At 65.5% G+C, this 21,848-nt stretch carries 26 protein-coding genes; all 26 read right to left on the bottom strand.

The window, feature by feature from the left end:
• Positions 1–130: 130 nt before the first annotated feature.
• The 26 genes from ASC75_RS18390 to ASC75_RS18265 all read right to left on the bottom strand — a co-directional run bounded on the left by ASC75_RS18390 (position 131) and on the right by ASC75_RS18265 (position 21,842).
• Positions 131–1,666 carry a Do family serine endopeptidase gene (locus ASC75_RS18390; protein ID WP_055978409.1) on the bottom strand — a complete coding sequence of 512 codons (1,536 nt, stop codon included), beginning with the start codon at positions 1,664–1,666 and terminating at the stop codon, positions 131–133.
• A gap of 117 nt (positions 1,667–1,783) precedes the next feature.
• Positions 1,784–2,251 (bottom strand): cytochrome c-type biogenesis protein, encoded by a 468-nt coding sequence (locus ASC75_RS18385; protein ID WP_055978408.1) that lies wholly within the window; start codon positions 2,249–2,251, stop codon positions 1,784–1,786.
• Positions 2,248–4,242 carry a heme lyase CcmF/NrfE family subunit gene (locus tag ASC75_RS18380; RefSeq protein WP_055978407.1) on the bottom strand — a complete coding sequence of 665 codons (1,995 nt, stop codon included), beginning with the start codon at positions 4,240–4,242 and terminating at the stop codon, positions 2,248–2,250. Before ASC75_RS18380 ends, ASC75_RS18385 begins: the two co-directional genes overlap by 4 nt.
• 18 nt (positions 4,243–4,260) lie before the next feature.
• Complete coding sequence (ccmE, locus tag ASC75_RS18375; RefSeq protein ID WP_055978406.1) at positions 4,261–4,701, bottom strand: cytochrome c maturation protein CcmE; 441 nt, start codon at positions 4,699–4,701, stop codon at positions 4,261–4,263.
• Between the two features lie 3 nt (positions 4,702–4,704).
• Positions 4,705–5,841 (bottom strand): c-type cytochrome biogenesis protein CcmI, encoded by a 1,137-nt coding sequence (gene ccmI, locus ASC75_RS18370; protein ID WP_055978405.1) that lies wholly within the window; start codon positions 5,839–5,841, stop codon positions 4,705–4,707.
• A gap of 97 nt (positions 5,842–5,938) precedes the next feature.
• Entirely contained in the window at positions 5,939–6,382 is a 444-nt protein-coding gene (locus ASC75_RS18365) for a hypothetical protein (protein WP_244487869.1), read from the bottom strand.
• 92 nt (positions 6,383–6,474) lie between these two features.
• On the bottom strand, positions 6,475–7,851 hold the full coding sequence (locus tag ASC75_RS18360) for an ATP-binding protein (protein ID WP_244487874.1): 1,377 nt from the start codon (positions 7,849–7,851) through the stop codon (positions 6,475–6,477).
• Between the two features lie 46 nt (positions 7,852–7,897).
• Positions 7,898–8,563 (bottom strand): response regulator transcription factor, encoded by a 666-nt coding sequence (locus ASC75_RS18355; protein WP_055978403.1) that lies wholly within the window; start codon positions 8,561–8,563, stop codon positions 7,898–7,900.
• Between the two features lie 67 nt (positions 8,564–8,630).
• Positions 8,631–8,927, bottom strand: coding sequence for a hypothetical protein (locus tag ASC75_RS18350; protein ID WP_055978402.1), 297 nt, complete (start codon positions 8,925–8,927; stop codon positions 8,631–8,633).
• Between the two features lie 76 nt (positions 8,928–9,003).
• Positions 9,004–9,216 carry a hypothetical protein gene (locus ASC75_RS18345; protein ID WP_055978469.1) on the bottom strand — a complete coding sequence of 71 codons (213 nt, stop codon included), beginning with the start codon at positions 9,214–9,216 and terminating at the stop codon, positions 9,004–9,006.
• Between the two features lie 32 nt (positions 9,217–9,248).
• Entirely contained in the window at positions 9,249–13,148 is a 3,900-nt protein-coding gene (locus ASC75_RS18340) for a glycoside hydrolase TIM-barrel-like domain-containing protein (protein ID WP_055978401.1), read from the bottom strand.
• A gap of 20 nt (positions 13,149–13,168) precedes the next feature.
• Positions 13,169–13,621 (bottom strand): NlpC/P60 family protein, encoded by a 453-nt coding sequence (locus tag ASC75_RS18335; protein WP_055978400.1) that lies wholly within the window; start codon positions 13,619–13,621, stop codon positions 13,169–13,171.
• The gene (locus ASC75_RS18330) at positions 13,618–14,499 is read right to left on the bottom strand and encodes a DUF2163 domain-containing protein (protein WP_055978468.1); all 882 of its coding nucleotides are present in this window, start codon (positions 14,497–14,499) and stop codon (positions 13,618–13,620) included. Before ASC75_RS18330 ends, ASC75_RS18335 begins: the two co-directional genes overlap by 4 nt.
• Before the next feature lie 2 nt (positions 14,500–14,501).
• A complete protein-coding gene (locus tag ASC75_RS18325; RefSeq protein ID WP_055978467.1) occupies positions 14,502–15,140 on the bottom strand; it encodes a DUF2460 domain-containing protein in 639 nt (212 codons plus the stop codon).
• 19 nt (positions 15,141–15,159) lie between these two features.
• Positions 15,160–15,735 carry a phage tail tape measure protein gene (locus ASC75_RS18320; protein ID WP_055978399.1) on the bottom strand — a complete coding sequence of 192 codons (576 nt, stop codon included), beginning with the start codon at positions 15,733–15,735 and terminating at the stop codon, positions 15,160–15,162.
• Positions 15,728–15,907: a phage tail assembly chaperone gene (locus ASC75_RS18315; protein WP_055978398.1), complete on the bottom strand. Its 180-nt coding sequence runs from the start codon at positions 15,905–15,907 to the stop codon at positions 15,728–15,730. The genes ASC75_RS18320 and ASC75_RS18315 overlap by 8 nt, the downstream gene beginning before the upstream one ends.
• Positions 15,908–15,951: 44 nt before the next feature.
• Positions 15,952–16,293, bottom strand: coding sequence for a gene transfer agent family protein (locus ASC75_RS18310; RefSeq protein ID WP_055978397.1), 342 nt, complete (start codon positions 16,291–16,293; stop codon positions 15,952–15,954).
• Complete coding sequence (locus ASC75_RS18305) at positions 16,290–16,706, bottom strand: phage major tail protein, TP901-1 family (protein ID WP_055978396.1); 417 nt, start codon at positions 16,704–16,706, stop codon at positions 16,290–16,292. Before ASC75_RS18305 ends, ASC75_RS18310 begins: the two co-directional genes overlap by 4 nt.
• A gap of 49 nt (positions 16,707–16,755) precedes the next feature.
• Positions 16,756–17,169, bottom strand: coding sequence for a DUF3168 domain-containing protein (locus ASC75_RS18300; RefSeq protein WP_055978395.1), 414 nt, complete (start codon positions 17,167–17,169; stop codon positions 16,756–16,758).
• The gene (locus ASC75_RS18295) at positions 17,150–17,341 is read right to left on the bottom strand and encodes a hypothetical protein (RefSeq protein WP_055978394.1); all 192 of its coding nucleotides are present in this window, start codon (positions 17,339–17,341) and stop codon (positions 17,150–17,152) included. The genes ASC75_RS18300 and ASC75_RS18295 overlap by 20 nt, the downstream gene beginning before the upstream one ends.
• Positions 17,338–17,673, bottom strand: coding sequence for a phage head closure protein (locus ASC75_RS18290; RefSeq protein WP_055978393.1), 336 nt, complete (start codon positions 17,671–17,673; stop codon positions 17,338–17,340). Before ASC75_RS18290 ends, ASC75_RS18295 begins: the two co-directional genes overlap by 4 nt.
• The gene (locus tag ASC75_RS18285; protein ID WP_055978392.1) at positions 17,673–18,242 is read right to left on the bottom strand and encodes a head-tail connector protein; all 570 of its coding nucleotides are present in this window, start codon (positions 18,240–18,242) and stop codon (positions 17,673–17,675) included. Before ASC75_RS18285 ends, ASC75_RS18290 begins: the two co-directional genes overlap by 1 nt.
• A 109-nt stretch (positions 18,243–18,351) precedes the next feature.
• Positions 18,352–19,608 carry a phage major capsid protein gene (locus tag ASC75_RS18280; protein WP_055978391.1) on the bottom strand — a complete coding sequence of 419 codons (1,257 nt, stop codon included), beginning with the start codon at positions 19,606–19,608 and terminating at the stop codon, positions 18,352–18,354.
• Positions 19,605–20,276: an HK97 family phage prohead protease gene (locus ASC75_RS18275; RefSeq protein ID WP_055978390.1), complete on the bottom strand. Its 672-nt coding sequence runs from the start codon at positions 20,274–20,276 to the stop codon at positions 19,605–19,607. The genes ASC75_RS18280 and ASC75_RS18275 overlap by 4 nt, the downstream gene beginning before the upstream one ends.
• Positions 20,277–20,283: 7 nt before the next feature.
• Entirely contained in the window at positions 20,284–20,640 is a 357-nt protein-coding gene (locus tag ASC75_RS18270; protein ID WP_055978389.1) for a DUF6107 family protein, read from the bottom strand.
• Positions 20,641–20,666: 26 nt separating this feature from the next.
• Positions 20,667–21,842 (bottom strand): phage portal protein, encoded by a 1,176-nt coding sequence (locus ASC75_RS18265; RefSeq protein WP_082496651.1) that lies wholly within the window; start codon positions 21,840–21,842, stop codon positions 20,667–20,669.
• Between the last annotated feature and the right edge of the window lie 6 nt (positions 21,843–21,848).

Here is a 21,848-nt window from a genome sequence, read left to right as displayed (position 1 = left end):
CGAAAGCGGCAGCGGGCGATGGGAAGTCCGCTGCCGCCGGGGCCGGAACGAAGACTGACAAACTATCCGGCACCGTCAGCTCCCACCGGGCGGCTCGGGGGTGATGAAACCGCCCGACGGGAACTACCGTTCAGCCCTGGCCGACAGGCAGGGCGACGAAGCGGTTGGTGTCTTCGCGGCTGATCTGGAAGAGCACCGCCTTGCGGCCGGCTTTCGCCGCCTGCTCGATGGCAGCCGAGACGTCCGCCGCGCCCTTGACCTCGACCGCGTTGACCGAGGTGATGACGTCGCCGGCCTGGATGCCGCGATCCGCGGCATCGCTCGACGGATCGACATCGGTGACCACGAGACCCTTGCCGTCCTCGGACGGCGTGACGGTCAGGCCGAGATCTGCCAGCGAGGTCGGCTCGCCGGGTTCAGCCTGCTGGTCGGCAGAGGCCTGCTTGTCGCCGCCCGGAATCTCGCCCAGTCCGACCTTGATCGTTTCGGCCTTGCCATTGCGCCAGACGGTAATGTCGACCGACTTTCCGGGCGTGATGCCGGCGATCAGGCGCGACAGCTCCTTGGGCGAGGCAACGTCCTGACCGTCGACGGCAGTGATGATGTCGCCGGCGGCGATGCCCGCCTTCTTGGCCGGGCCGGTGTCCTGGGCGCTGGCAACCAGGGCACCCTTGTCACTCTTCAGGCCGAGGGACTCGGCGATGTCGGACGTGACGGGCTGAATTTCCACGCCGAGCCAGCCGCGCTGGACACTGCCGCTCTTCATCAGGTCCTGGACCACTTGCTTGGCGGTCGAGGCCGGAATGGCGAAGGCAATGCCGACATTGCCGCCCGACGGCGAGAAGATGGCGGTGTTGATGCCGACGACCTCGCCATTCAGGTTGAAGGCCGGGCCGCCTGAATTGCCGCGGTTGACCGCAGCGTCGATCTGCAGGAAGTCGTCATAGGGACCGGCGCCGATGTCACGGCCGCGGGCCGAGACGATGCCGGCGGTGACGGTGCCGCCGAGGCCGAACGGATTGCCGACGGCCACCACCCAGTCACCGACGCGCACCTTGGCGTCATCGGCAAAGCCGACATAGGTGAACTTGGCGTCGGCATCGACCTTGAGCACGGCAAGATCGGTGCGCGGGTCGGTGCCGATCAGCTTGGCGTCGTATTCCTTGCCGTCGTCGGTGACCACCGTGTAGGCGCTGCCGTCTTCGACGACGTGGTTGTTGGTGACGAGATAGCCGTCCTCGGAGATGAAGAAGCCCGAGCCCTGGGCAACCGGACGCGGCTTCATCTGGCCACGGTCACCCCGATTGGAGCGCGGACCGCGATTCTGGCTGCCGTCTTCGCCAAACTGGCGGAAGAAGCGCTTGAGCGGATGATTGTCGGGAAGGTTGTCGAAATCACCCGGGTTCGCGAAAGGCGAGTCGCCGCGGTCGGAGGCCGGCGCGATCTTGGCCTTGACCTGGACGCTGACGACCGCAGGCGAAACCTGGGAAACGACATCGGCAAAGCCTGGCGCCTGGGGCGCCTCGACACGCACGGCTTCGGCGAAAACCGGTGCGGTTCCGCCGGCAACGGCGCCAATGCCGATCGCGCCAGCGAGGGCAACGGAAGCGGCGGCGGCCATGAAACGCTTGCGCGAACGCGAAAGGGAGGTGGGAGCGTTGCTCATTGTCTCTGATCCTCTTGAACGGGATGCCTTGGATTCGCATCCGATGGCTCAAGAGATAGAGAGGCTCACATTACGGTACCATTTCCGAAGCATGAAACTTTCGTAATGTTGGCGGCGTCAGGCGTCCTTGCGCAGGATGGCGTCGAGCGCTTCCTGCTCGTCCTTGCTGAGAGCTGCCGGTTCCTGCCTGCGCCGCGAGCGGGCCGACAGGAGAACAAAAGTCCCGCCGCCGAGCAGCAGCAGCAGCGGCGTGCCCCAGAGCAAGGCGTTGCGAAGGTTGAACTGCGGCTTGAGCAGCACGAACTCGCCATAGCGCGAGACGATGTAGTCCATCACCTGTTCGTCGCTGTCGCCGGCGACGAGCCTCTCGCGCAGCAGCACGCGCAGGTCGGCTGCCAGTTCGGCGTCGGATTCGTCGATGGACTGGTTCTGGCAGACCATGCAGCGCAGCTCTTCCGACAGCAGGCGCGCCCGCGCCTCGAGCTTCGGATCGGCAAGCATCTCGCTGGGCTTCACGGCGAGCGCTGTGCCCGCGACAAGGAAGGCGGCGAGGAAGCCCGCAATGGCCGGCAGTTTGGTCTTCATGTCGCAACCGGGCTCGGTTTCTTGTCGGTGGCCTTGCGCTTCGCCGGCGCACCGACGCGCAGGCGACGGTCCATCAGCGATACGAAGCCGCCCGCCATCATCACCAGCGTACCGCCCCAGATCAAGGTGACCAGCGGCTTCCACCAGACACGCACGACCACCGATCCCGATCCGTCGGTCGTTTCATCGCCCAGCGAGACGTAGAGCTGGCTGAGACCGATCGTCTTGATGCCGGCTTCCGTCGTCGGCATCTGCCGGACGGGATAGAAGCGCTTGGCCGACATGATCTCGGCGAACGGCTGCCCGGCAGGGCTCAGCAGCGAAAAGCGCCCCTGGTCTTCGGTAAAATTGGGTCCGCGCACGGGTTGAAGGCCCTCGAAACGGAGGCGATGGCTGGAGATTTCCAGCACCTGCCCCGGCTTCATGACGAGGATCGCCTCTTTCTCGAACGACAGCACCCCGACAATGCCGAGCAAGGTCAGGCCGAGGCCGAGATGAGCGAGCGCCGTGCCGAACACCGATCGCGGCAGGCCGAGGAAGCGGCGCAGCGCAACCTTCGGCGCCACGTTGCCGATGCCGGCCTTGAGGGCGAGGTCGGTGAGCGCACCCAGCACCAGCCAGGCGGCCAGGCCCGATCCGAGGGCGGCAAAGACCGACGCGCCGTCGATGAACAGGAAGGTGACGAGGACGACCAGCAGGGCCGCGCCGAAGGCGAACATCAGCCTTTGCGCCACCGCGGCAACGTCGCCGCGCTTCCAGGCAAGCAACGGCCCGAACGGAACGAGCGCCAGAAGCGGCAGCATCAGCGGTCCGAAGGTGAGGTTGAAGAACGGCTCGCCGACCGAGATCTTCTCGCCGAACAGCGCCTCGACCACCAGCGGGTAGAGCGTGCCGATCAGCACTGTGGCGGTGGCGGTGGTCAGGAACAGGTTGTTGAGCACCAGCGCGCCTTCGCGCGAGATGGGATGGAAGATGCCGCCCGCGGTCAACGACGAGGCGCGCAGCGCAAACAGCGCCAGCGAACCGCCGATGAAGACGGTCAGGATGCCCAGGATGAAGACGCCACGGCTCGGATCGCTGGCAAAGGCATGGACCGAGGTCAGCACGCCAGAACGCACCAGGAAGGTGCCGAGCAGCGACAGCGAGAAGGTCAGGATGGCGAGCAGCAGGGTCCAGATCTTCAGCGCCGAACGCTTTTCCATGACGATGGCCGAATGCAGCAGCGCGGTGCCGGCAAGCCAGGGCATGAAGGACGCGTTCTCGACCGGATCCCAGAACCAGAAGCCGCCCCAGCCGAGTTCGTAGTAGGCCCAGTAGGAACCCATTGAGATACCGCCGGTGAGGAACACCCAGGCGGCGAGCGTCCACGGACGCACCCAGCGCGCCCATGCGGCGTCGATGCGGCCCTCGATCAGTGCCGCGACGGCAAAGGAGAAGCAGACCGAAAAACCGACATAGCCGAGATAGAGCAGCGGCGGATGCACGGCGAGGCCGATGTCCTGAAGGATCGGGTTGAGGTCCTTGCCTTCGATCGGTGCCGGAACCAGGCGCGCGAAGGGGTTGGAGGTGATCAGGATGAAGAGCAGGAAGGCGGTGCCGATCCAGCCCTGGACGGCCAGCACATTGGCCTTCAGCGTGGCCGGGAGGTTGCCGCCAAAGGCCGCGACCAGGGCGCCGAAGAAGCTGAGGATCAGCACCCAAAGCAGCATCGAGCCTTCGTGATTGCCCCACGTGCCGGTGAACTTGTAGATCATCGGCTTGAGGGAGTGCGAATTCTCCCAGACATTGACCAGCGAAAAGTCGGACTGGACATAGGCGATGGTGAGCACCGTGAAGGACAGCCCGATCATCGCAAATCCGGTGACCGTCACCGGTCCGCCGACCGCCATCAGCCGGGCATCGCCCTTGTGTGCGCCGTAGAGCGGCACCAGCGACTGCACCAGCGACAAGACCAGCGCCAAAACCAGCGCGAAGTGACCCATTTCGACCATGTCAGCGCCGTCCGCGGTTCATTGCGTGGTTTCCTGCCAGACGCCCTTTTCCTTCAGGCTGTCGGCGACTTCCTTGGGCATGTAGTTTTCGTCGTGCTTGGCCAGCACGCTGTCGGCGACGAACACGCCGTCGGCACCGAACGTACCTTCGGTGATCACGCCCTGCCCTTCCCGAAACAGATCGGGCAGAATGCCAGTGTAGCGCACTTTGACCGTTTCCTCGGAATCGGTCACACCGAACGCGACCTCGGTGCCCTGGCCGCGCACGATGCTTCCGTTCTCGACGAGGCCGCCGAGACGAATGCGCTGCCCTGGTTCCAGGGTTGCCGCCTGCAGGTCGGCGGGCATGTAGAAATAGGATGCCTTCTGGCCAAGCGCATAGAAGGTCAGTGCTGTCGCCGCGCCGAGAAAGACCAGCGCACCAGCGATGACCGACAGGCGTTTCTGCTTGCGCGTCATGGGTTACTCCGTGACCTTCAATCCGAGCGAGCCAGCCAGTTCGGTGAGCTTGCGGCCGTCCTCGCTGTCGCGGCCGAGTGCGGTGTAGGCACGCCCCAGCGCGTCCTGGGCCAGGTCGGTCTTGCCGAGCACCTGATACGAACGCACCAGCCGCAGCCAGCCTTCCGGATCGCGCGGATTCTGGCGCAGTTTCTCGTCCAGCGTCGCCACCATGCCTTCGATCATCGCCGTGCGATCATCCGTCGACATGGAAGCGGCGGCATCAATGTCGCCCTGGTTCGGTCCGGGTGCTGCCGCCGTTGCGTCGGCGGGGGCGCCACGCGCCTCGGCCTGGGCAACGGCCTGTTCGGCGACCGAACGCCACGGCGAATCCGCCGGCACGCTTGCGGCCAGCTGACGCCAGGCAATGGCGGCCTCGGCAAACTTGCCTTCCTGCGCCAGGGCGACGCCGAGGAAATAATGTGCCTTTGGATTTGCCGGATCGAGCTTCAGCGCCGCCTCGAAGGCCACGCGCGCATCCGACGTGACGATGCCGTCCGACGCGCCGGCAATCGCCTCGCCAAGACCGGACTGGCGCGCCGCGGTGGAGCCTTCCAGGCGGATCGCGTTGCGATACGCGGTGACTGCGTCGTCGGCGCGGCCCATGCGCTGGTAGATGGGCGCCAGCACGTCCCATCCGCGGCCGTCGGAGGGGTTGGCGACCAGATGCGCCTCGGCCCGGGCGATCAACTCGTCGACTGAACTGTCGGCAGGTTTCTGCTCGAGACGCGCCTTCAAGGGCTGCGACGGGACATCGGGCGAACCTATCGAGGTGTAGATGCTCCAGCTCAGCACGGGAATCGCCAGCACGGCAACGACGCCGACCAGCCGCGGCGCGAACTGCGAAGCGCCCTTCATCTTTGCCCCGCCTTCCGCATCGAGCTTGATGATGCGGCGCGCGATTTCGGCGCGTGCCTGCTCGGCGTCGGCGGGCGCGATCAGCCCGCGCGCGGCATCCCTGTCGAGCTCGGCCAGCTGGTCGCGGTAGACTTCGAGGTCGTGGCTGGTGTCGGATTGGCCTTCGACCTGTCGCGTCAATGGCAACAGAACCGCAAGGCTCGCACCGAGTGTCAGAAGAGCGGCTATGACCCAGAACAGCATGGCACCTAAATAGCCAGCAGCCGCCGGGCTGCCAACATCCCCGTCCTGCGGCTTATTGACGGTCCGCGTCGTTGACAAAGCAACAACGCGTGAGAACTCAGGTCAGAGGCGTCCAGCTGCCATCCGCATTGCGGCAAGCGGTCCCGCGGGCGACCAGTGGCGTCCCTGTCGTGAACACGGTCTGCGAATACTGGCGGCAGTCCTGCGAGCCGACACGATATGGCTGTGCAGCGACGACCTCACCGGAACGACCGTCTCCCTTCCAGGCGACAGCTTGTCCGCCCTGACCATATTCCAGCGCGCGGTACTCGGCTTCAAGCGCCTTGCGCCGGTCGCTGCCGCTCAGCCCATTGCCGACCGTGCCGCCGATCAGGCCGCCATCCATCGCGTTGATGATGCGTGCCGCGACCTTGCCGTTGGAAGCACCGCTGTCGCCGCCGAGCGCCGGCACGATCCCACCGCCGCTGCTCAGGCCCGACGTCGTGCATCCAGAGACGGCAAGCAATCCCGCAACCAGTGCCACCCGAAGTCTCATGCTCATCACCGGTTCCGAATTTGCGTCCGCTTACAAGGGCTTGGCGCCGCGTTAGATTGCATCTTTGGCCGAAATGGGGCCGATTCGGCCAGCCATTTCTATTGCACGCCGCGCAACTCGATGACGGCCTTCAATCCGCCCATCGCCGATCGCTCCAATCGAAGCGTTCCGCCATACTCCTTGACCAGATCGGCGACGATGGCGAGGCCGAGGCCCGTGCCCGGTTTTGTTTCGTCGAGGCGCTTGCCGCGCTGCAGTGCTTCGCGCGCCTTGTCCTCCGGAATTCCCGGGCCGTCGTCCTCGATCCGGAGCAGGAAACGCGGCGGCTCCTCGCCGGCTGGCGGCACAGGCTCAACCGAAACCTTGACGGCACTGTGCGCCCATTTCATCGCGTTTTCGAGCAAATTGCCGACCACCTCCTCGAGATCCTCCCGTTCGCCGGCAAAGACCACTTCGGTTTCCGGCAGAGACAGGGTGATCCTGGTGCCGCGGGTCAGCTTTTCCATCACCCGTACCATGCGCTGCAACAGAGGCGTGACGGGGGTGCGGTAGACGACGCTCTCGCGCTGTGCCGCCACCCGCGCCCGCTGGAGGTAATGGTCGATCTGCTTTTGCATCGCCGTCGCATGGTCGGCGATGAGTTGCCCCTTGGTGCCGCCAAGCGCACGCCCCTCGTTGAGCATCACCGCAAGCGGCGTCTTCAGCGAGTGCGCCAGATTGCCGACCTGGGTGCGCGACCGCTCAACGATGCGGCGGTTGTTTTCGATCAGGGCATTGGTCTCGTTGGCGAGCGGCTGGATTTCGGCGGGAAAACGCCCGGTCAGGCGTTGCGCCGTGCCCTCGCGGACCATGGCGAGCGCGTTGCGGACCCGCGTCAGCGGCTGCAGGCCGAGAAGGATGGCAATGGCGTTGATAGCGATCATGCCCAGGCCGAACAGCGTCAGGTAGGTGAACAGGCGCCATTCGAAGCCGCTGATCTCGTCCTCGAGCTCGGTGCGGTTGCCCATGACGCGGAAGCGCGCGATGCGGTTTTGCGAATCCAGCACGAACTCGGTCTCGAAGACCTCGAGTTCCTCGCCGACGATGCCGTCGACCCGGTAGTGGCGTTGGAACTCGGCATCGAACGGCGCGTCATTGACGCTCGGCGACGCCACCGGCTCGGTCATCGACGACGAACGCAACTGCCCGACAAGCCCCTTGGAGACCGGCTCGACAGACCAGTACCAGCCCGATTCCGGCTCCGAGAACCTAAGGTCGCCGAGATCGGGACCTCCGGTCAGCGTGCCGCTGTCCGACACGCCGACGGAGCCGATGAGGTTAAAGAGGTGCGCCGACAGCAGGCTGTCGAAACCGCGCTCGCTGGTCTGGCGGTAGAGCGAACTGATGACCGTGAAGATCAGCGCAAAAGCCAGGATCGCCCACACGGTCGAAAACGCGATGACGCGGAATGCCAGCGAACGCGGGCCAAGGCCCAGCACGTAGCGCTTCCACCGCCCCAGTCGTTTGCGAAGCTGTTCCGCCTTACGCCTCCGGCTCGCGCATGCGGTAGCCCATGCCGCGGACGGTTTCGATCATGTCGATACCCATCTTCTTGCGGAGGCGACCGACGAAGACCTCGATCGTGTTGGAATCCCTGTCGAAATCCTGGTCGTAGAGATGCTCGACCAGTTCGGTGCGGGAGACCACCTCGCCCATGTGGTGCATGAGATAGGCGAGCAGGCGGAATTCGTGCGAGGTCAGCTTCAGCGGCACGCCATTGACGTCGGCCTTGGACGCCTTGGTGTCGAGCCTGACCGGCCCGCACGACAGTTCCGACGAGGCGTGGCCGGCGGCGCGGCGTATCAGCGCCCTCACCCGCGCCAGGACTTCCTCGATGTGGAACGGCTTGGTGACGTAGTCATCGGCACCGGCGTCGATGCCGGCAACCTTGTCGCTCCAGCGGTCGCGCGCCGTCAGCATCAGTACCGGCATCTTGCGGCCTTCACGGCGCCAGCGTTCGACGACGCTGATGCCGTCCATCTGCGGCAGGCCGATATCGAGCACGATCGCGTCGTAGGGCTCGGTATCGCCGAGAAAATGGCCCTCCTCGCCGTCAAAGGCCTTGTCGACGACATAGCCGGCGTCGGTCAGCGCCTCGGAGATCTGGCGGTTCAGGTCCTTGTCATCTTCGACGACGAGTATGCGCATGCGATTTTGCGACCAGTGGAACGATGGCAGAAGATATAGGCGATTCCGGGCGTGCGGGAAATCCGGGCTAGTTGGCCGGCACCACGACCTCGACGCGGCGTGGGCGCTGGCCATCCTTTGCAGGCACCAGCACCACGATCACGCAGACCGACTGTCCGCCCTGATTGGATTCGGACGCCCGTGCCAGGGTGCCGCCCTGCTGGTCGGCCACCTGCTGGCCGATCGAATAACAATCTGCGGCCGCCACCAGGATTTCCCCGCCTTCCGCCGTGCGCAGGGGCGCGGCGTTCGCCGACACGGCGAAAAGGCCGGCGGCGCAGAGCGCTGCAATCGTTGGCCGGAATATGGAGCGAAGCGTTTTCATGTCGTGGTTTCTAATACGCCAGTGCTGAACGTGGAATGAACGATGAATTCATGCAATCGACGCCATTGCAAGTCTGCTAGCCTTTGCCAATGCGTTGCTTGGCCGCCAGCCTGCCAAAGATCGCAACCAGTCCAGAAAGGGCGGTGATCGCCTGCAGGATGGTGTCGGTCAAGGCGGAGTTGTCGATGCCGTCGAGCGGCAAGCCGGCAAGCCCGGCTCCGCCCACCAGCATGGTCACCACCGAGGCCCAGATCGTTCGCGAGAGATACCAGGGTTTCAGGTTCAACATGTCTGCTCCTTTCAACTGCATGAGCGCCCGCCTCAGGCGAGCGAAAACCGTCCTGAGGTGGGCAGGCCCGGGCCGGCGGCAACGCTCAATTGGCGCACGGTAATGTCGAGCGCTGGCGGCGGGCTGCCGAAATCGGCGACGATATCCGCCGCTGCGTAGATCCAGGCCGCTGTCGACACGGTTGCCGACCGGCGCAGCCCGCCGCCCACAGCCGACACCTCGACGCGATATTCCTCCCGCTCCTCGCCGAGCGGAATGTCGCTGGCTTCCCAACTGTCGGCATCGATGCGTCCGCGCCTGGTCCACGTCAGCGAAAGATCGCCACCTTCGGCCCTCGCCCTGAGGTGAACGGGAGAAAGCGGCATCAGCGCGCGCTTGCCGCCTGTCTCCGTCGACGCAGCGAAACTGGCGCTGGAGAAATCCGCGCCAAGCGGGCCGACGCGCCAATTGAGTTGCAAGCCGGCTTCGCCGGCCAACAGACCCGCGGACACCACGCCTTCGTCGAGGACGACAAGGTCTGCGCCGAGCGCGGCGCCGGCGGATGCGGCATCGCCAGTCCCGAACTGCCCGCGCAACAATCCGCGCAATCGCCATATCTCGGGTGCAATTTCCTCCGCCGTCTCGAACTGCAGCACTTCCCATGCCCCGATGGCAGACCGCACAGCCACGAGGTTCGCGCCGTTGAGCAGTTGCAGCCGGCTGACACTCGCCAGTTCGCCTTCGTAAAGCTCGGCGGTCACGGTAGCCGCCCGATCGAGCCTGCCTTCCATCCCCGGCGCCAGCGCAGCGGTGAGCACGCCCATGTCGGCACGACGGCCGACCGAGCCGCGCAGCGCAAAACCGGTCTCCTCCGGCGATACGAACAGCGCCTGGCTTTTCCACGGCGTCTGCGTCACCGCTACACGAAATTGCAGATGCGGATTTGCCGTATTCCCATCCATCATCGGCAGGTCGAGGAACACGGCGTGAGGCTGTCCGGCAACCACCGGAGCGGTGGCTGCAACACCAGGATTCGATGACCGCCATGGCGTTGACACCGATCGCGCCATCTGCCGCGCGGCAACCTTGCGCACCAGCCCCTGTTCGATCTCGGTGACGAGGAATTCAGACGTGCTGCCGGAAGCTGGAAGCTTGATGATCGTGCCAGGCTCGACATCGGCCCGCGGCTCGGCAAGGGCGAAGCTGACAATCTCGCGCTCTTGCCAGGCCCTTCGCATCCAGTCATCGGCAAGCATGCGCGCCTGTCCTGCGTCCAGAACGCCGGGAAAAGACAGGAGATGCTGGCGGCTGCCCGTCGCAGCAAATCTCCTGCTCCTGACCGATGCCGATTGATAGTCGGCAACCGGGTCGCGGAATCCGAGTATCGCCTCCGCCGGCAGGTCGTGATCGGGGCTGCGTGCAATCTCGGTCACGGCGCTCTCGCCATCGAATGCCAAGTCAGTCAGCTCGATTGCGGTGGCGTTCGATGCCGTTGCGCGCCTGAATGCCAGTCCCTCCGGTCGCTGGCTGGCGGAAATGCCAAACATGTCGATAAGCGGTTCGAGCGCGCCCCGTGCCGAGGCCGGGTCGGCGATCACATAGCCGGTCACCGTTCCGTCGACGCCGTCCACATCGGCTGGAGGCAGTCCGTGATCGTGCAGGATGGCATTGACGAGATCGGCCACCGTCGGACTGCCGAATCGGCCGTTCAGCCAGTGGCCGCGATGCCAGCCGGCACCATCCGACCAGACCCGCGCCTGCAGCGGGAAGACCGGATAGGGACGCGCGTCCCACGCCCAGACATAGCTGCGCGCCACGTCGACCATGCGACCGCCATAGACCGGCGACAGCGGATTGTGCGCCCCTTCGAAGCCGGCGGCGGCCGGATCCCAATGCATGGCGTGTGCCTCGAGCAAGCGGCGCTGTGCAATATCCGACCGGCCGCCGTTGGAAAAATGGGGCGTTCCATTTTCGGACGATTTGACGTCCGGAAACATGTTGGGCTGGTTGGGGCCCTTGTCGATCGCTGGGCCTCCCAGTTCGGTGAACCAGATCGGCTTGCTGCGCGGCACCCAAGCCGTCGGGGTCGCCGCTTCCACGCCGCCGGGGCGATTGTGGTGCTGATTGCTCCACCAGCCGACCAGGTCCTTGTAGCGAAACACCCAAGGCTTGCCGTGGGCGCCATCGCTGATCGGCGTTCTCGATCGCGACAGCCTGGCCGCGAAGTCGGCATAATACCAGTCGAAGCCCTCGCCGCCGGCGATCATCGCACCCAGCGCCGCCGGATCGTAGGGCGAGGCAAATCCGTCTGGATTTCCGCCAGCATAGTCGGCGTCGCGCCAGTCCGACAGCGGCATGTAATTGTCGATGCCGACCGCGTCGATCGCCGGATGCGCCCAAAGCTGATCGAGATGGAAGTAGACGTCGCCACTGCCGTCGCCGGGCTGGTGGCCGTAATATTCGCTCCAGTCGGCGCCATAGGTGATACGGCACGCCGGTCCCAGCACCGCGCGAGCATCAGCAGCCAGGGTGCAAAGCTCCTCGACGAACGGAAACGCGTTGCCGCCATCGCGCAATGTCGTCAGGCCCCGCAACTCGGTGCCGATGAGGAACGCATCGACCCCACCCGCAACCGCTGCGAGGTGTGCGTAATGCAGGATGAAACGCCGGTAGCCCCAGTCGTTCGGGTTGCCCCAGTAGGCGATCGTGTCGGCGGCAGCGGCAAACTGGGTCCGCAGTGCGGCTCCCGCGAAGGCATCTACCTGGCTCCGCGCCGCCGCCGTGCGATCCACGGTGCCGGGGAGCAAAGGCGCCGGGGTGCAGGTGATGCGCCCGCGCCACGGATAGCTTGGCTGGCTGGCATGGCCATAAGGATCGGGCAGGATGTTGCCCTCGGCAATGTCCATCATCACGAACGGATAGAGCGTCACCTTCAGGCCGCGTGCCTTGATCTCGGCGATCGCCTCCCTGACGCTCTTGTCAGATGGCGTCCCGCCATAGGCCGGGCCGCCGTCGTGGCTCGACACCACCAAGGCTTGCGGACGGGTCACGCCGGAAACCAGCCAGTCCGACGACAGGCCGGATGGCGATGATTGCGTGACGCCGGGCCGGATCAGGCATTGCCCTGCCCGCAGATCGGTGCCGAACCAGGCGACGACAAGCGCCACGTTCTCCAAGTTTGGGCACAGCATCTGCAGTTCGTCGAGCGAAGCGGCAATGTCGGTGCCGGCGTAGAGCACGTGGCGATTGACCGCCTCGGTGTCGCCGGGCCGCCTCTGGCGCCGGACCAGGCTTGTCGACAGGCCATATTCGGTGGCCCCCGGTATCAGCGAGATCGCGCGGACTTGATTGCGCAATTGGCCGATCGGACGGATCACCTCGAACTGCATCTGGGGAATGCGGTTGCCGTATTCGCCGATGTCCAGGTTCTCGACCACGGCATAGGCCACGCCGCGATAGGCTGGCGCGTTGCCGGTGCCCTGCTTGGCCGCAATCAGCGGATCGACGACCTGGTTTTCAGCGCCAAGGTGGATGCGCAGTTCGATCGTGTTGCGGTCGATCTCGCGGCCGTCGGCCCAGACCCGGCGAACTCCGGCGATCTCGCCTTCGCAAAGCGCAAAGGCGGCATTGCCGTAATAGGCATACTCGGTAACCTTGGGGCCCATCTTGCCCTGGCGCCGCGTCGTACGCGTCTCCCGGAAGCGCGTCACCCAGATCAGCGTGCCTCCGACACGCGCCGTGCCGTAGATCCGCGGAAGCGAGGCGCCCTCTTCGGCTGTGAACGGCCGCGCTCCCGCAAGGCGCGGACCTTCGATGCGCCTCGTGCCGTCGATCAGCGCGCGGTCGACGACATAACCCGCCAGCGCGCCCGCGGCCGTGCCGATGGCGGTGCCGATCGGCCCGAGCATGCCGCCGAGAAATGCCCCGGCAGCCTGCAATAGAATGGTCGCCATCGGCGGTCTCCGCTAATCGGCTATGTCAGACATGGAAAGGCAAAGGCAGCGGCGATGCGGCGGCGCCACTGCGGCACCAGCCGTGTCAGCGTTACGCCGTGGTCCTGATAGGCATGCACGAAGTTATCCGGTTCGATCAGGATCGCCGCGTGCTTGGCTGGCAGATGCGGCCGCCACCGGAACACGATGAGATCGCCGGCAGCCATGGCCGAGATCGGCTTGTCCTCGAAATGCCGGCGCAACCCCTCGAGCAAGCGCTCCTGTTCGGTGGCTTCGGCCCAGTCGGGGGCATAAGGTCCCGGAGGCTCCAGTTCACGCCCGTAGATGTCACGCCACACGCCATGCACCAGTCCCAGGCAATCGCAGGCCACGCCTTTGCGGCTGCCCTGATGCCTGTAGGGCGTGCCGACCCATTCCAACGCCGCCGAAACGACAGACGCGGCAATACGGTCCCTGCCAGCATTCCCGCTCATGACACGACCGGCCCGCCATCGAAATTGCTGCCCTCCGTGACGTAGGCATAACCGGCATCATTGCCAGGCAGATGCGGAAACCCGCGGAAACTCAGCGCGTTGGAGAATTTCGCCTTGCAGGTCGCGAACGTCTTGTCGCAACCGGCGCGAACCGAGAAGCCATCTCCCGCCGACGCCGGGGAACCGGCATGCGACCCCATGACGAGCGTCACGCCCAAACCATCCCGACGATGGTCGACGATCCTTTCGCTGCGGCCGGCTCTGGTCCCGCTGGTCCAGGTCAACGTGCCGTGCCCGAACCATCCCGGCGCAAAACCATTCAATCCCGAAACGGTCAGCATGTCCGGCTCGGCAGCGGCCAAGACCGTCCCGCTGCCCGAAAACTGAGGCTGGTTCAGCGCCACGCCGCAGCGCTGGTCGCCTAGTTCGGCGTCGCATGAGCGGCTGACATAGCGCCCCCGCACCTGGTCGAGCGCGTGCGTGGCGCTCTCCAGTTCGGCAACGAAGCGCTGGTCGCTCCGGGTGATCTTACCCACGGTCGCCGTCCGCAGCAGTGCAAATTGCCCGGGGGCCATCCAGTTGACCAGGAACGTCTCGACGGTCGCGCTGTCGTACAGTCCGGCTGCGATGTCCTCGTCGCGGATCCGGTCCGAACTCAGTGCGCCCTCGACATCGACCGTGTCGACCGCAAGGCCGAGTGAGCTGCGCGCTTCGCTGGCGCTCAACCCGGATCCAGGCTCAAAGGTCGTGCCGTCGAATGCAAGCGGCCGATCGTGGTCGGTGTAACCGCTGACGACACCATCTTTCCTGGTAAGTCGCCAGCAATGGCAGACGCTGGTCACGGCTCGGCCGAGATGATCGGCCAGTTCCACGGGCATGGTCACAGGCGCACCTCCACCAGCGGGATCGACGGGATCTGCCCTGCCTTGAAAGCCGTCAGGCTCAGCGACAAACGCTCGACATCGAAGCGCACGGGCACATGGAATTCGAAACCTGCCGTGACGAGGGCGCCGGTGCCCGGGATGGATCCAGGCGAAAATACGACATCGCCGGTCGCGCCGTCGAACGAGAACACAGGCGAAAATCGTTCGATGCCCGCAACAGCGACACGAAGACTGGCCAGGACCGGTTTGGCGATAAGGCGCTTGTACGCATCGACGCCGGAACCGTAGGCTTTCACAAGGCCGAAGCGTGCCCTGGTTCCGTCCCCCGAACCAAGCAACTGGTCGAGCATGGTCGGCTGGTCTCCAGGCCGGCAAGACTTCATGTCGAAGGGATCGCGGAAACGAAATGCATGCAGCGATCCGCGCCGCGCCTCGAAAAACGACAGCACGTCGTGCAGATCGTCCAGCGACTTCACGCCGCTGCCGGCGTCATAGTGATGGCGCGACTGCGAAAGACGCAGGTTGCGCTTCTCCCGCCCCGAGGTCAGCGAAACGATCTCGTTGCGCCGCTCGGGTCCGCCCGTCGCGCCGAAAGACACGGCGAGCGGAAAGATCTCATCATGAAAACTGGCCAGTTCCGACACGATCCCTCCCTCAGAACGTTCTCGCGCCGCGCGAAACAGCCCGCGCCAGCATGCCTGTGATCTGTGCTTCGGATTTGCGGAACGATGCAGCGTCCTGCGCCGTGACGTTGAAGACGACGTTGACGGCGCCACCGCCGCCGGGTGCCGCGACGCCGAGGCTACCGTCAGCCCCCCGGCGCAGCGGCAGGATCGCCTCGGCACCAGCTTCGCCCATCAGTCCGATGTTCCTGCCGGCCGGAAAATAGGTCGGCGATGACACCACCCCGCCGGAGGCAAACGGCGTCACGCCGCCAGTCACCCCGCCTTTCGCGAAGGGAAGAACGTTTTGCAGGCCTTTCAACAAGTTCTCGAACAGAGACGCGCCCTGTGCCTGAAGCGGCTTCAGGCCGTGCCCCAACGCCATGCCAGCGAGATTCATTCCCAGGTTTCGCAGCACGTCCTCGAGTTCGCGGCCGCCGACGGTTGCCATCCTCAGCGCGCTGGTAAGATGGGCACCGAAACTGTCGGATAGCTTTTCCAGCGACTTCAACGTCTCCACGAACGAACTGTCGTCCGCCTCTATCCTGACCTCGACCTTCTCAGCCAACTTGGCTCTCCGTTTGATCCGGAAACCGGTTCATCAATTCAATCAGTTGCGCCTTGCCCGGCGCTCCGGTTCTGGCTGTCGCGATAGTGCTCATCGCCCGCTCCAGTTCGCGCGGCGTCATAGCCCAAAAATCTTTCGGCGATAGCCGCAGCAGGCCGAACCCCGTGGCCATCGCGCCGTCCCAGGGAAATTCGGCACCTGTGCCCGCTGCGGCGCCTAAGGGTTTCGACCATCCTCGGCTTTGGGCGCAGCACCGAAGGTCGTGGTCAGGAGGTCCGACACGATCGCGGCAAAGCCGGCGACGCCGCCTTCGGCCCGCATGCCGCCCACCTCGTCGTCGGAAAGCTGATGTCCGGCACCGCGCAAGCCGGCGCCGATGATACGGATCATGTCGGTGGCGGACAGCCTGCCGGAGGAAAAGCGCTGCACCAGCGCAGTCAAATCATCGGCGGCATAGCTCGCCTCGAGCTCGGCCAGGGCGCCCAGTGTCAGGCACAGCCGGTGGCTCTTGCCGTCCAGTTCGGCGGCAATCTCGCCGCGTCGCCTGTTCACCGTCATGGCGCCACCGTGAAGCCAACGACGCCGGCGGACTCCAGCGCTACCTCGAACGTCACCTCGCCGTCGTGGTTGCCGGTGTATTCCAGCGCGGTGATCTGGAACGGCCCGTCGACGACGCCGAAATCCGGCACGGTCAATTGCCACCTCACGATCTCACCGCCAAAGAAGCAGGTGCGGATCCTGGCATCGGACTGCTGATCCTTGAAGATGCCGGAGCCGCTCACCCCCGCCCGCTGCACGCCGCTCCCGGCCAGCAGTTCGCGCCAGCGCCCGGCCGACTCGGCATCGGTGATGTCGACCGTCTCGCTGTTGAAGGCGATGCGCTTTGAGCGCAGCCCTGCAACGGTGACGAAGCTGCCAAGACCGTTGGTGTCGATCTTGAGCAGAAGGTCCTTGCCCTTCTGTGCGACCATTCGTTGGTCTCCTGAAATGTCTTGAGAAAGATACTGGAGAGGCCGCGCGTCAGGCAGCCACCGGTTCGGTCACGGCGCGAAAGCGCAACAGGCCGTGCTGCACCGACAGCCGGTCGTCGAACCGGGCCTCGGAGAATTCGAGCCGCATGCTGACCAGATGCTGCGTGCCCAGATTGAGCGTCGCGTCGTCGAGCAGGCCACGCACCGCTTCCATGATGTCGAGCGCTTCGCGCTTGCCTTGCGACTTCGACCAGACATGGACCGAAAACAGCTGTTCGGTGCCGCTTTCGGTGTCGGTGCTCCAGTCGTAGACGCTCGTCCGCCCGAAGGTCAGGTAGGGAAATCCGACATTGGCGGGCGCCTGGTCGTGTATCTTCGGGCCGCCCAGGAGCGCCACCAGCGCGGCGTTGCCGCGGAGCGCCGCAAACACCGCCTTCTGCAACTCAGCGGCCGGGGCGGTCATCGTTTCGCTCCCTCTTGCTTATCGCTCGCGCCCGCAAGGACGGCACATCGGCCAGCCTTGCGGCAGGCATGGCGTCACGGTAGCCCTGTTCGGCGTTCTCCGCCAGTTCATGCGCCTTCCAGCGCAGCGCCCGCTTCAGCCCATCCAGCGTCAGCTTCATCGTCACCTTCATGCACCTTGCTCCCTTGTGCGGCAAACGAGGTAACGCTGTGTTTCGTCGGGGTCGTACACGGTCACGATGTCCAGCACGCGCGTGCCCCGGCGCAGGCGCATCCCGCTTTTCAAGCCGACCCGCCACCGCACCGTCACTCGATGCGTCGCCGTCTCCAGCGATTGGTCGGCGCCGAACAGGCTGTGCGCCGAAACCGGCTCGACCCGCGCAAACAGGGTCGCCAGTTCGACCCAGCTTTCCGCATGGCCGCCCATGCTATCCGGCGTCGTCATGCATTCTTCGAGTGCAAATTCGCTGCGCAACGCGCCGGGGTCGATGAAGCTCGCGCGCATCAGAGCCTCCGGGCCCGATAGCCGGACAGCAGCCGGTCATATCCACCGGGGTAGGACACAGGCTGTTCGTCGGGGCCGAAGCTGCTGCGGAACTCGTACCAGTGCGCCACGAGCAGGAGTATCGCCCGTTTGAGCAGATCGGGCACGTCGGTCCCCGCCTCGCCGAAACCGGTGCGAAAATCGATCTCGACGCCATTCATCGTGCGCAACCGCTGCGGTGCGCGCTCGAAGTGGATGCGCGCCGGCCGCGACAGCGTATCCAGTTGGTAGTCGCCGGGATTGACGACCGACGCCTCGCCCTCGCTGCCGAAGGTCGTCACCGAAATCACCTGGCGCACCGGGTGCCGCGTCAGCATCACGAAGTTGTCGGCCGGCCAGCGATCGAGCACCAGCCGCCAGGTCTGGTCGATCAGGGCCATACCCGTCGTACGCTCGACATCCTCGCGCGCGGCGCGGATCAGGCCGCTCATCAGCGCGTCCTCGCTGGTGTGCGACATGCGCAGATGTGACTTGGCGTCGACCAGCGTCACGGGCTCGACCGCCGGCGCGACGGTTCTGATCAGGGTCATTCATCACCTGTGTCTGGCATGGAAAGGGAGCGGCCCCGGAGCGGGGTGGGACACCGGGGCCGCAACGGCACTGAGCGGTCGACGGGAGGGATATCCCGGTCTGGCCGGCTTACGCGGTGCCGTATTTGAGCAGCTTGATCGCGCTGAAGTCCTGGACGCCGCCGCCGACGCGCTTGGTCGTGTAGAAAAGCACGTAGGGCTTGGCGGAATAGGGATCGCGCAGCACGCGCACGCCGGTGCGGTCGACGACCAGATAGCCGCGCCCGAAATCACCAAAGGCGATCGGCGTCGCGTTAGCCGCCGCATCCGGCATGTCTTCGGCCTCGACAAGCGGGAAGCCCATCAGCATGGCCCGCTGTCCGGGTGCCGAAGGCGGCTGCCAGAGATAGTTGCCGTCGGCATCCTTCAGCTTGCGGATCGATGCCTGGGTCTTGCGGTTCATCACCCAGCTGCCGTTCTGCCGGTACCCTGCCTTCAGCGTGTAGACGAGGTCGATCAGGATGTCCGAAGGGCTCGACGCGGGCAGCGCGCCCGATACGCCGGTCACCAGGTAGCCGATATCGCCCCAGGCCCAGCTCGCCTCGGCCACCTTGTTGTAGTCGAGGAAACCCTTGGGCCTGTTAACGCCGTTGCCATTGACGAATGCGGTGCCTTCCTGCTCGGCAAAGGCCGTCTCCACCTCGGAGGCGATCCACTGGTCGAGATCGACGACGCTGTCTTCGAGCAGCGACGCCGTGGCCGCCGGCATGGCGTAGAGCTCCATCGTTGGGAACTGCAGCTCGGTCAGGACAGGCGTCGCCGTCTGCGGCCGCGCAGCCGTCTCGGCAACCCAGCCGACGGCCGGTCCCGTGGTGGTGAACGGCTTTTTCAGCACGGCGGCCGAAACCTGCCTCACCGAGGCGATCGAACGCAGCGGCGACAATGTCGACAGCCGGCGGCCGATCTCGGTTTCCGTCTCGTTCGGCACCAGATAGCCGCCGTCCTGGCCGGAGCCATACGACATCGCCTTGGTGTCGAGGGCGCGCAGCTGGCGGTCGTCGCCGTTGCGCATGTAGGCATCGAATGCATCCTTGTGCTCGCTCGGCATCGACCGGCCATCGCGCCCAAGTGCCGGCCGCAGCCGCTTCAGCGACAGGCCGTCGAGTGTGCGCTTCTGTTCGTCGAGCGCACGCGAGATGCGATCGACCTTGTCGCTGGTCACCACGTCGGTGCCGAGCTTGCCTTCCAGCTGCGCCAGGCGCTCATCATTGCTGTCCTTGAAGGCTTCGAAAGTGGTCATGAACTCGCCGAAGGCATCCTTCAGGTCGAGGTTGTCGCCGGCAGCCGTCTTGATTTCGGGGGCGCGCGGCGCGTTGGTCTCGTTCATACGCTGCTTCCTTTTTGCTTGATCATGCGCGTGGCCTCGCGGATGCGTTCGGCGAGGCCGCTCTCAGGTCCCCATGCGGCGTCCCGCTTGCGCACGAGGCTGGCAAAACCCTCGGCGATGACCGCCCGGGCGTCGCTCCTGGTCAGCCCCGCATCCCGCGTGAGCCAGCCTTCGAATTGTCGAGTGGTGGGCAGCCGCCCCCTGCCCTTGACCGTGTCGATGCGCGCTTCGGGCAGCATCGGGAAGGTGACGATCGAGATCTCCCAAAGATCCGCCTCGAGGATATGGCGGACACCGCTCGCCTGTTCCTTTCGTGCCTTCACGGCGCGAAAACCGATCGACAGGCCGTCGAGCGCACCGCCGCGCAGCAGGTTGTGCACGTCGCGGGCCCGCGCCACATCCTTGGCCAGCCGGCCACGCACGAACAGACCGCGGCTGTCTTCCTTCAGCTCGGTCCAGGTGCCGATCGGCTGGTTGGGATCATGCTGAAACAGCATTCGGATGCCCGCCGCGCCGCGTGTCCGAAGCGATTTGGCGAAGGCGCCGCGCTCGACAACGTCCTTGCCGAGATCAACCCGCCCAAACAGGCTGGCATAGCCCGAGAAATTGCCGTCGACGGCGACTTCGTCGAGCACCAGGTCGACGAGCTTCCGCTCGCCGTGCCGCATTGCTGCCTCATGCACCATCAGCGCCGTTCCTCTTCCGTCGGTCGTCGAGCCACCGGCCGACGCGGTTGCCTTCAAAGGCGCGCATGACAAAGCCGAGCGCCCACCAAGCACACAGGCTTGCGGCTGCTGCTCCCATCATCGTCATCTCGGTCGGGCTGATCAGTTCTTCGATGCCCAGTTCGGCAGCGATCTTCAGGCCGACGGAGCCGCCGAACACCAGGCCGCAGACCACGCCCACGGCAAAGCGCGCGGCGGCCTCGCGCCGGCCTTGCGGCAGGATGTAGGCAAGCGAGATCGCCGAGCCGGCAATCGCGCCACCGCCCTTGGCCAGCCACAGCCAGCCTGGGTTGGACATGTCGGTCATCTCTCGGGTTCCAGGTTGAAGAATATTCAGCCGTGCGGCGGATAACCCACCGCCTCGCGCTTTTCGTCCTCGCTGAGGAAATCGGCGGCCCCGAGCCGGGTCCACAGGGCATCGCGCTCTCCGGCGAGCCCCTCGACCTGATCGGCGTCGTACCAAAGCCGCAGGCCGCTGCCGAAGGCCGGCGCCAGCCATGCCGACAGGTCCTTCGCCGTCCGTGCCACCAGCGGCAGCACCGTCAGGCGATAAAAGGCGCGGTTCGCCTCCTGGTAGTTCGCGTAGGTGTTGTCACCCGGGATGCCGAGCAGCATCGGCGGCACGCCGAAGGCGAGCGCGATGTCGCGGCTCGCCGAGTGCTTCGCCTCGATGAAATCCATGTCCTTCGGCGTCAGCCCCATCGCCTTCCAGTCGAGACCGCCCTCGAGCAGAAGCGGCCGGCCGGCGCGGGTCGCTCCGGAATAGCCCTCTTCCAGCTCGGCCTTCAGCCGGTCGAACTGGTCGTCGCTCAGGTTGCCGCCGTCCTTGGGCGCATAGACCAGCGCCCCGGATGGACGGGCCGAATTGTCGAGTAGCGCCTTGTTCCAGCGCCCGGCCGCGTTGTGCGTGTCGAGGGCGATCAGCGCCGCTTCGAGCGGCGGGAAGCCGTAATGATCGTCGAGCGGATGAAACAGCGTCAGATGTGCAGCGCCACCCTGGTCCGACAGGCCGAGCGCGATGCGTCGGCGTGCGCCACCTTCGCGATAGTCCAAGGCCGTCGGCCAACCGCTTGCGTCGCTTGCCACGGCGACCCGGTCGGGCCGCAGCAGATGCAGTTCGCGCGCACCGCCACCGGCCTCGACCATTTCGACATAGGCGTTTCCCGACAGCAGCAGGTGACCATAAAGCGCTTCCATGAAACTGCCGCCGGCCTGGCGCTCGTTCGGCCGCTCGAACAGGTCGAGCAAGGCGTGGTCGCCCAGTTCGGTGGCGCCCTCGTAGAGCAGCCAGGGTATTGCCGACGCCGTTTCCGAGATCAGGCGCACCGAACGATGCACGATCGGGTTGCGCATGAAACCTTCACGTGCCAGCCCGGCATAGTCGCGCCGTGTCCAGCGCGCCTCGCCCTGGGCATGGAGGGCGACAAACCCGGTGGGTGCGCCGCTCTTGCGTTCGGGCACGACGCTACCCTTCCCGGTCCGCCAGAACCAAGGCCAAGTCACAGCCATATCGTT

The sequence above is a fragment of the Aminobacter sp. DSM 101952 genome (assembly GCF_001424795.1).
Classification (GTDB): Bacteria; Pseudomonadota; Alphaproteobacteria; order Rhizobiales; family Rhizobiaceae; genus Aminobacter; species Aminobacter aganoensis.
Note: the sequence above shows the minus strand (reverse complement) of the source record. Positions and strands in the feature narration are given on the sequence as shown.

What these genes read in the sequence shown, in the direction of transcription:
- ASC75_RS18390 (WP_055978409.1), bottom strand. Translation starts at nt 1,666, where the DNA reads ATGAGCAACGCTCCCACCTCCCTTTCGCGTTCGCGCAAGCGTTTCATG.
- ASC75_RS18385 (WP_055978408.1), bottom strand. Translation starts at nt 2,251, where the DNA reads ATGAAGACCAAACTGCCGGCCATTGCGGGCTTCCTCGCCGCCTTCCTT.
- ASC75_RS18380 (WP_055978407.1), bottom strand. Translation starts at nt 4,242, where the DNA reads ATGGTCGAAATGGGTCACTTCGCGCTGGTTTTGGCGCTGGTCTTGTCG.
- ccmE (WP_055978406.1), bottom strand. Translation starts at nt 4,701, where the DNA reads ATGACGCGCAAGCAGAAACGCCTGTCGGTCATCGCTGGTGCGCTGGTC.
- ccmI (WP_055978405.1), bottom strand. Translation starts at nt 5,841, where the DNA reads ATGCTGTTCTGGGTCATAGCCGCTCTTCTGACACTCGGTGCGAGCCTT.
- ASC75_RS18365 (WP_244487869.1), bottom strand. Translation starts at nt 6,382, where the DNA reads ATGAGCATGAGACTTCGGGTGGCACTGGTTGCGGGATTGCTTGCCGTC.
- ASC75_RS18355 (WP_055978403.1), bottom strand. Translation starts at nt 8,563, where the DNA reads ATGCGCATACTCGTCGTCGAAGATGACAAGGACCTGAACCGCCAGATC.
- ASC75_RS18350 (WP_055978402.1), bottom strand. Translation starts at nt 8,927, where the DNA reads ATGAAAACGCTTCGCTCCATATTCCGGCCAACGATTGCAGCGCTCTGC.
- ASC75_RS18345 (WP_055978469.1), bottom strand. Translation starts at nt 9,216, where the DNA reads ATGTTGAACCTGAAACCCTGGTATCTCTCGCGAACGATCTGGGCCTCG.
- ASC75_RS18340 (WP_055978401.1), bottom strand. Translation starts at nt 13,148, where the DNA reads ATGGCGACCATTCTATTGCAGGCTGCCGGGGCATTTCTCGGCGGCATG.
- ASC75_RS18335 (WP_055978400.1), bottom strand. Translation starts at nt 13,621, where the DNA reads ATGAGCGGGAATGCTGGCAGGGACCGTATTGCCGCGTCTGTCGTTTCG.
- ASC75_RS18330 (WP_055978468.1), bottom strand. Translation starts at nt 14,499, where the DNA reads ATGCCCGTGGAACTGGCCGATCATCTCGGCCGAGCCGTGACCAGCGTC.
- ASC75_RS18315 (WP_055978398.1), bottom strand. Translation starts at nt 15,907, where the DNA reads ATGGCCACGGGGTTCGGCCTGCTGCGGCTATCGCCGAAAGATTTTTGG.
- ASC75_RS18310 (WP_055978397.1), bottom strand. Translation starts at nt 16,293, where the DNA reads ATGACGGTGAACAGGCGACGCGGCGAGATTGCCGCCGAACTGGACGGC.
- ASC75_RS18305 (WP_055978396.1), bottom strand. Translation starts at nt 16,706, where the DNA reads ATGGTCGCACAGAAGGGCAAGGACCTTCTGCTCAAGATCGACACCAAC.
- ASC75_RS18300 (WP_055978395.1), bottom strand. Translation starts at nt 17,169, where the DNA reads ATGACCGCCCCGGCCGCTGAGTTGCAGAAGGCGGTGTTTGCGGCGCTC.
- ASC75_RS18295 (WP_055978394.1), bottom strand. Translation starts at nt 17,341, where the DNA reads ATGAAGGTGACGATGAAGCTGACGCTGGATGGGCTGAAGCGGGCGCTG.
- ASC75_RS18290 (WP_055978393.1), bottom strand. Translation starts at nt 17,673, where the DNA reads ATGCGCGCGAGCTTCATCGACCCCGGCGCGTTGCGCAGCGAATTTGCA.
- ASC75_RS18285 (WP_055978392.1), bottom strand. Translation starts at nt 18,242, where the DNA reads ATGACCCTGATCAGAACCGTCGCGCCGGCGGTCGAGCCCGTGACGCTG.
- ASC75_RS18280 (WP_055978391.1), bottom strand. Translation starts at nt 19,608, where the DNA reads ATGAACGAGACCAACGCGCCGCGCGCCCCCGAAATCAAGACGGCTGCC.
- ASC75_RS18275 (WP_055978390.1), bottom strand. Translation starts at nt 20,276, where the DNA reads ATGCGGCACGGCGAGCGGAAGCTCGTCGACCTGGTGCTCGACGAAGTC.
- ASC75_RS18270 (WP_055978389.1), bottom strand. Translation starts at nt 20,640, where the DNA reads ATGACCGACATGTCCAACCCAGGCTGGCTGTGGCTGGCCAAGGGCGGT.
- ASC75_RS18265 (WP_082496651.1), bottom strand. Translation starts at nt 21,842, where the DNA reads ATGGCTGTGACTTGGCCTTGGTTCTGGCGGACCGGGAAGGGTAGCGTC.